The organism is Geobacillus sp., assembly GCF_017515625.1.
GTDB lineage: Bacteria > Bacillota > Bacilli > Bacillales > Anoxybacillaceae > Geobacillus > Geobacillus stearothermophilus.
This window is the reverse complement of record NZ_JAFWFM010000115.1, coordinates 1-6,420: the sequence shown is the minus strand read 5'-3', so window position 1 is coordinate 6,420 and position 6,420 is coordinate 1. Positions and strand designations below refer to the sequence as shown.

Below are 6,420 nucleotides of genomic sequence, written 5' to 3'. Positions count from 1 at the left end.
TGGATACCGCGTTCGCCACATTCGGGCGGTGAAACGGTATTGGGCGGTGGTGCTGCTCTCCTGCGTGTACAGCATCGCCGAATCCCGACAAAACCTCTCCACCGGGCTGGAGCTTCTTCGGTCGCGGAAAGGCCACAGCGTCGTCGAGTTCATTTATGACGCTGCGAAGCAAGATATTCTCATTGATGTGATCAAAAAACCGCTCCGTATCGCGTAAGGGGTACCCTGTTTGTCTCTCTAACCATGGAAATTATTGTAATGAAAAATGCTCATCTACAGTTATCATTAGATTTTTTCCGCTATCATGATTATAATAAAAAATAGGGAAAGGAGTCGATGAAAATGACGGATCAAGAAATCAAAGAACAAGTACAAGAAGTTTTAGATAAACTCCGTCCGTTCCTGCTTCGCGACGGCGGCGACTGCGAACTTGTCGATGTCGAAGACGGCGTTGTCAAACTCCGTCTCCTTGGCGCATGCGGCAGCTGCCCGAGCTCGACGATCACGCTGAAAGCGGGGATCGAACGCGCCTTGTTTGAAGAAGTGCCGGGCGTCGTTGAAGTGGAACAAGTGTTTTAATGAAAAATCCGAACAGCGACCGCTGTTCGGATTTTTTTTGTCGCCGGCGGGCGGACACCGTCCGCTTCCGGACGACCCCGAAAACCGGACTGCCGCTGGCGGTCAAGCTTCAAGCGCCAGCTTGTAGACGCGGCTGCCGCGCGGCTCGACGGAAAGACGCGCGATGTCGCACGTCGGAAAATGCGGGCGCAGCTGGTGCGCCAGCCGCTCTCCTTGACCCGGTTCGGCAAAGACGAGCACTGTCGGCCCCGCCCCGCTCAGCGCCGCGCCGATCGCTCCGTATTCCTCGGCAAGCGTCTCGGCCCGCGCCAGCTCCGGAACGAGCGGTTTCCGGTACGGCTGGTGGAACAAATCGGCCGCCATCATCCGGCCGGCGAGCTTCCAGTTTTTCGTGAGCAAGGCGGCGACAAGGACGTTGCTGACGGCGCTTGCCTCGACGGCGCGCGCCCGCGGCCATTGGGCCGGCAGCTGTCCGCGCGCTTTTTTCGTTTCCAGTTCATAACCGGGGATAATGGCGACGATCTCCACATCAAATTCCGGCACACGGACGACATCCACCCCCGCTTCGCGGCAGCAGCCGATGACCAGCCCCCCGTACAGCGAGGCGCCGACATTGTCGGGATGCCCTTCATAGCGGGCCGCCCATTCCATCTTTTGTTCGCGCGACAGGCCTAGCTCGAGCAGCGCATCGGCGAGCTCCACGCCGGCGACGACCGCCGCTGCGCTGCTACCTAGCCCGCGCGTAAACGGAATGTCGCTGTACACATCGACCGCGCAGCTCGGCAGCCGCCGGCCGTGCGCGTCCGCCACCTTGTCCGCCACCTCGTACACCAAATTGTCCGTCCCGCGCGGAATGCCGCTGACTTCCGGTGTTTTGGGCGCAAACGACCACGCTTCCGCCAAGCGAACATCAAGCGTCAAGTAACGGTTGACGGCGAGCCCGATCGAGTCAAAGCCGGGCCCTAAGTTCGCCGTGCTGCCCGGCACGATGATTTTCAACATCTCGTCTTCTTTCATGTGCGGACAACCCCTTGCAAACGCTCCAAGACAGCTCGTTCATCATTCGGCAGCACGACCGGCTCAATCGCCGCCGTCTCCAAGGCGATGGCCGGGTCTTTCAAGCCGTTGCCGGTCAAAACCGCTACGACGAGGCTGCCGCGTTCGATTTCGTTCCGTTCGCGCTGTTTGATGACCCCGGCGATGGCCGCGCATGATGCCGGCTCGGCAAAAATGCCTTCCGTCCGGGCGAGCCGCTTGTAGGCGGCCAAAATTTCGGCATCGCTCACCTCATCGATTTTTCCGCGCGATTCGTTGGCGGCCTCGACCGCTTTTTCCCAGCTCGCCGGATTGCCGATGCGGATCGCCGTCGCCACCGTTTCCGGCTGTTCAATCACCCGGTTGCGGACGATCGCTGCCGCTCCTTCCGCTTCAAAGCCGCGCATTTGCGGCAACCCGGTCCCTTTGGCCGCATGGTACTCCTTAAACCCTTTCCAATAGGCGGTGATGTTGCCGGCGTTGCCGACCGGAATGGCGAGCACGTCCGGGGCGCGGCCAAGCTGGTCGCACACTTCGAACGCCGCCGTTTTCTGTCCTTCGATCCGGTGCGGATTGACCGAGTTGACAAGCGTAATCGGCGCCGTTTCGCTCAGGCGGCGCACCATTTTCAGCGCCTCGTCAAAGTTGCCGTCAATCGCGAAAATCTCCGCGCCGTACATCGCCGCTTGCGCCAGTTTGCCAAGCGCGATTTTCCCGTTCGGCACAACGACGAGGCAACGCATGCCGGCGCGCGCCGCATAGGCGGCCGCCGACGCCGACGTGTTGCCAGTTGACGCGCAAATGATCGTATGGCTTCCTTCCTCTTTCGCTTTCGCCACCGCCATCACCATGCCGCGGTCTTTAAACGAACCGGTTGGGTTCGCCCCTTCAACCTTGACATACAAGGTGATCCCAAGCTCTTCCGACAGACGCGGCAGCGGAATGAGCGGCGTGTTCCCTTCGCAAAGTGACAGCCTCGGCGTCGCCGCCGTAAGCGGCAAAAACTCGCCATAGGCGTCAAGCAGGCCGTTCCATGCCATTACCGTTTCTCCCCTTCCACCCGATACGAACTTTGGACGCGCTCGACGATTTCCAAATCGCCCAGCTGCTGCAAAATGTCTTCGTAGTCTTGCTGCGAGGCGTCATGCGTCACGATCACGATTTCCGCCAGACCGTTTTCTTTCAGCGGCAGCTGCAAAATTTTCTCAAAGCTCACCCCGCGCTGCGAAAACAGCGTCGTAATTTTCGTAAATGCACCGACTTGGTCTTTCACATGAATGCGCAAAAAGTATTTTGAGAAAATTTCCGCTGGCGCTTTCAATTGCTTTTCATATTGCGGGGCGACCGCGGAATGGCCGTTGACGCCAAGGCGCATGTTTTTCATCACCGCGACCAGATCGGAGACAACGGCTGTCGCCGTCGGCAGGCTGCCCGCCCCCGGCCCGTAAAACATCGTCTCCCCGACCGCTTCGCCATACACATAGACGGCGTTGTATTCGTTATGCACCGACGCAAGCGGGTGCGAATCCGGCAAAAACGTCGGCTGGACGCTCACTTCGACCTTCTGCCCGTCGCGCTGGGCGATGCCGATCAATTTCATCGTGTAGCCAAGCCGCTTCCCGTAGTTCAAGTCTTCCTCGGTCACTTCGGTGATTCCCTTCACTTGCACATCGTCCAAGTCGATGTCCATCGAAAAGCCGAGGCGGGCCAAAATCGCCATTTTTCGCGCCGCATCGAGCCCTTCCACGTCTGACGTCGGATCGGCCTCGGCGAACCCGAGCGCCTGCGCTTCCGCCAGCACGGCTTCATACGAAGCGCCGTTTTGCGACATTTTCGTCAAAATGTAGTTCGTCGTTCCGTTCACGATGCCCATGAGCTTGGTGATCCGGTCGGACGCCAAGCCGTCGACCAGGCTGCGCAAAATCGGAATGCCGCCGGCGACGCTCGCTTCATAAAACAAATCGCAACGGTGCTCCGCCGCCACCCGAAGCAGCTCTGAACCGTAGACAGCCATTAAATCTTTGTTCGCGGTCACCACGTGCTTCCCTTGGCGGAGCGCCCGCAACAGCCACTCTTTCGTCTCCTCGACGCCGCCCATCACCTCGATGATGACATTGATGTCCGGATCGTCGATCACGTCGGCGGCGCTTGTCGTCAACAATGCGGGGTCGACGGCGACATCGCGCGGCTTATGTACGTCCCGGACGAGGATTTTTTTCACCTTCACCGGACAGCCGACTTGGTGCATCAATTTTTCCTGGTGGTTTTCGATAATTTTCACCACGCCGCTCCCGACCGTTCCTAGTCCTAACAATCCGACCAAAATTGGTTTTTCCATGATTCCCGCTCCTTCTGTTTACGTACAGTAGACATTTGTATTTTTATAGTAGACATTATAAAAGACGATCAGCCATTTGGCAATGAAAAGTTTTACGACAGCTCGTTCACCGGGGTCAACGGCGACCGGCCTTCCAAGACAGCGATGATGTTGTCGCGCGCCAACGTCATCATCGCTCGCCGCGTTTCGTATGTGGCGCTGCCGATATGCGGCAACGCCACAACGTTCGGAAGCGACAGAAGCGGATGATCGGCGGCGACCGGCTCTTTCTCAAACACATCGAGCCCGGCAGCGGCGATCTCCCCTGCGACAAGCGCCTCATAAAGCGCCTGTTCATCAACGACCGCGCCGCGCGCCGCATTAATGAAAATCGCCGATGTTTTCATTTGCCGAAACGCCTCGCGGTTGAACAAATGGCGCGTCTCGCGGGTCAGCGGCGTCAAGCAGACGACAAAATCGCTCTCGGCAAGCAAATCGGCGAACGGGCGGTAGACGGCGCCCAGCTTCTCTTCCGCCTCCGGACGGCGCGAGCGGTTGTAATACAACACATCCATGTCAAACCCTTTCGCCCGCTTCGCCACCGCCTGCCCGATGTTGCCCATGCCGACGATGCCGATCGTTTTATGATGGACATCGGCGCCCGCCAGCAAAAACGGGCTCCAGCTTTTCCATTTTCCTTCTTTCAAAAATTCGGCTGCTTCGACAAGGCGGCGGGCAGTGGCGAGCAGCAAAGCAAACGTCAAATCAGCCGTCGTATCGGTCAGCACATCCGGCGTGTTGCACACAAGAACGCCGCGCTTCGTTGCCGCCGGCACGTCAATGTTGTCATAGCCGACGCCCATGTTGGCGACGACTTTAAGCCCTGAACCGGCCGCCAGCACGTCCTCGTCGATCGGGTCGGACACCATCGGCAAAAGGGCCGCCGCCTTTTTCGCCTCTTCCACCAACACCTCGTGCGGTACAGCCACGTCCTCATGCGGCCACATGCCGACCTCGGCGACGGCGGCGAGCGGGGCGATCACCTCCTCCGGCAGCTTTCGCGTCACAAAGACGTACGGTTTCGTCATGAAACAGCCCTCCATCTCATTTTTTCTAAATCTTATCACAACTCCAGCTAAAAAAAACGGGAAGTTGTCCGTTCCGGTGGTTCGGAAAAGTCGGCACTCGTTCGTTGCGGACAAAAACGAAGACCCCCTGTCACGGAAAGAAAACAGGCCCCCATTCGCTTCGGCTGAAAAAAACAGGGTGTTTCCTTTCTATAAAAAGGAAAATCACCCAGACCTGCTTCAGCTGAAAAAACGGGAAGTTTCTTCCCCCTCATGGCGCCGGCGGCAGCCATTCAACGGCCGGCAGCCGGATATGGTTGGCGATGCCGGCGATCTCAGCAAATGACGCCAAAAACTGCTCATACTCGCGCGATGCGTCAAGCAACTGCCGCAGCGCCCGTTCCTGCCTCGCCTGCTCTTCGCGGTCCGCCGTCGTATAATACGCCTCGATGCATTCAAAATACGGAAGCGGAAACAGCAGGCGCGCATAAACCAGCCGCCAGGCAAACGACGACAGCGGCGCCAAATGACCGTAATCTTGGAAGAACTGCCGCACTGCCCGTTGACAGCCTAGCCCACGCTTGTTGTACAAATGGCGCACCCATTCCGCCAAATCGCGGGCGCAATGGTCGTACACCCAATCGAGCGGCAGCTTCGCCTCCGTTCCTTCGACCCAGCCGGCTTGCGGCAGGCGCTCATGACAAAACGCCGCATAATCGACGCGCAGCGGTTCGTCGTCGAGCTCTGTGTCAGCCACATATTGCACGGCGTTTTCCGCCAATCCTAAATAGTACGGGAACGATTCAAGAAACAGGCGGTCAAACGGCGATGCCGGCCCCGCTGCCATCATGTTCGCCCAAAACGCCTCCATTTGGTCGATTCGCTTCGCCCACAGTTCGCGCCATTGGCCGATGCGCCGGCAGGATGTGATCGGCAGCGGGCAAGAGCGCCCGTATTCATGCATGAGCGCCAGTTCGCGGCCGAGCGAACGAAGGCGGGCGGCCGGAAGCGGCGCGCGGAGGAGGACGAACGGCTGGCCTTGGCAGGGGGCAATATACGTCCCATGTTTCGTTTTGACCAGCTCCCCGACGGCGTCCACCCCTTTCGCCCGCAAATAGCGGCTCATTTGCTGACGCTCTTCCAGCTCCTCCTCGCTCCGCCCATCCGCCGGCACGATGAGAAACCGCTCTTGTTTATGCCAAACGACCGTAGACGCTCCCCGCTGTTCCATCCGTCCGACGCGCATGTCATATTGCTCATATACCCATGTTTCCATGGCCGCTCCTCCCTCTAGAAATGTTGATGTATCAAGGCTTTTCGGCCCCTCAGGGGTGTCCAAAAAATATTTTTCGACAAAATCCCTTACATCCTTTTTCAGTTTTGTGGATATCTTACAGACCTAGGGTGCGCTTCGCGGCCACG

General features: G+C 58.4%; 6 protein-coding genes and 1 pseudogene. 2 read left to right on the top strand and 5 right to left on the bottom strand.

Features of this window, described 5'->3' with window-relative positions; genetic code table 11:
• Both IKE44_RS07155 and IKE44_RS07150 read left to right on the top strand, forming a co-directional pair.
• Window positions 1–217: pseudogene (locus IKE44_RS07155) on the top strand (IS701 family transposase); the annotation flags it as partial.
• Window positions 218–336: 119 nt separating this feature from the next.
• On the top strand, window positions 337–579 hold the full coding sequence (locus IKE44_RS07150) for a NifU family protein (protein WP_225995604.1): 243 nt from the start codon (window positions 337–339) through the stop codon (window positions 577–579).
• Window positions 580–681: 102 nt separating this feature from the next.
• Here IKE44_RS07150 and thrB read toward each other — a convergent pair whose 3' ends face one another.
• The 5 genes from thrB to yutH form a co-directional block, all read right to left on the bottom strand.
• A complete protein-coding gene (gene thrB, locus IKE44_RS07145) occupies window positions 682–1,596 on the bottom strand; it encodes a homoserine kinase (protein WP_033016317.1) in 915 nt (304 codons plus the stop codon).
• A complete protein-coding gene (gene thrC / locus IKE44_RS07140) occupies window positions 1,593–2,654 on the bottom strand; it encodes a threonine synthase (protein ID WP_033010398.1) in 1,062 nt (353 codons plus the stop codon). The genes thrB and thrC overlap by 4 nt, the downstream gene beginning before the upstream one ends.
• Entirely contained in the window at window positions 2,654–3,952 is a 1,299-nt protein-coding gene (locus IKE44_RS07135) for a homoserine dehydrogenase (protein WP_033016320.1), read from the bottom strand. The genes thrC and IKE44_RS07135 overlap by 1 nt, the downstream gene beginning before the upstream one ends.
• 92 nt (window positions 3,953–4,044) lie before the next feature.
• Window positions 4,045–5,019, bottom strand: a complete 975-nt coding sequence (locus IKE44_RS07130) for a 2-hydroxyacid dehydrogenase (protein WP_033010396.1) — start codon at window positions 5,017–5,019, stop codon at window positions 4,045–4,047.
• A 250-nt stretch (window positions 5,020–5,269) separates the two neighbouring features.
• Window positions 5,270–6,274: a spore coat putative kinase YutH gene (gene yutH, locus IKE44_RS07125; RefSeq protein WP_049625463.1), complete on the bottom strand. Its 1,005-nt coding sequence runs from the start codon at window positions 6,272–6,274 to the stop codon at window positions 5,270–5,272.
• Window positions 6,275–6,420 lie beyond the last annotated feature (146 nt).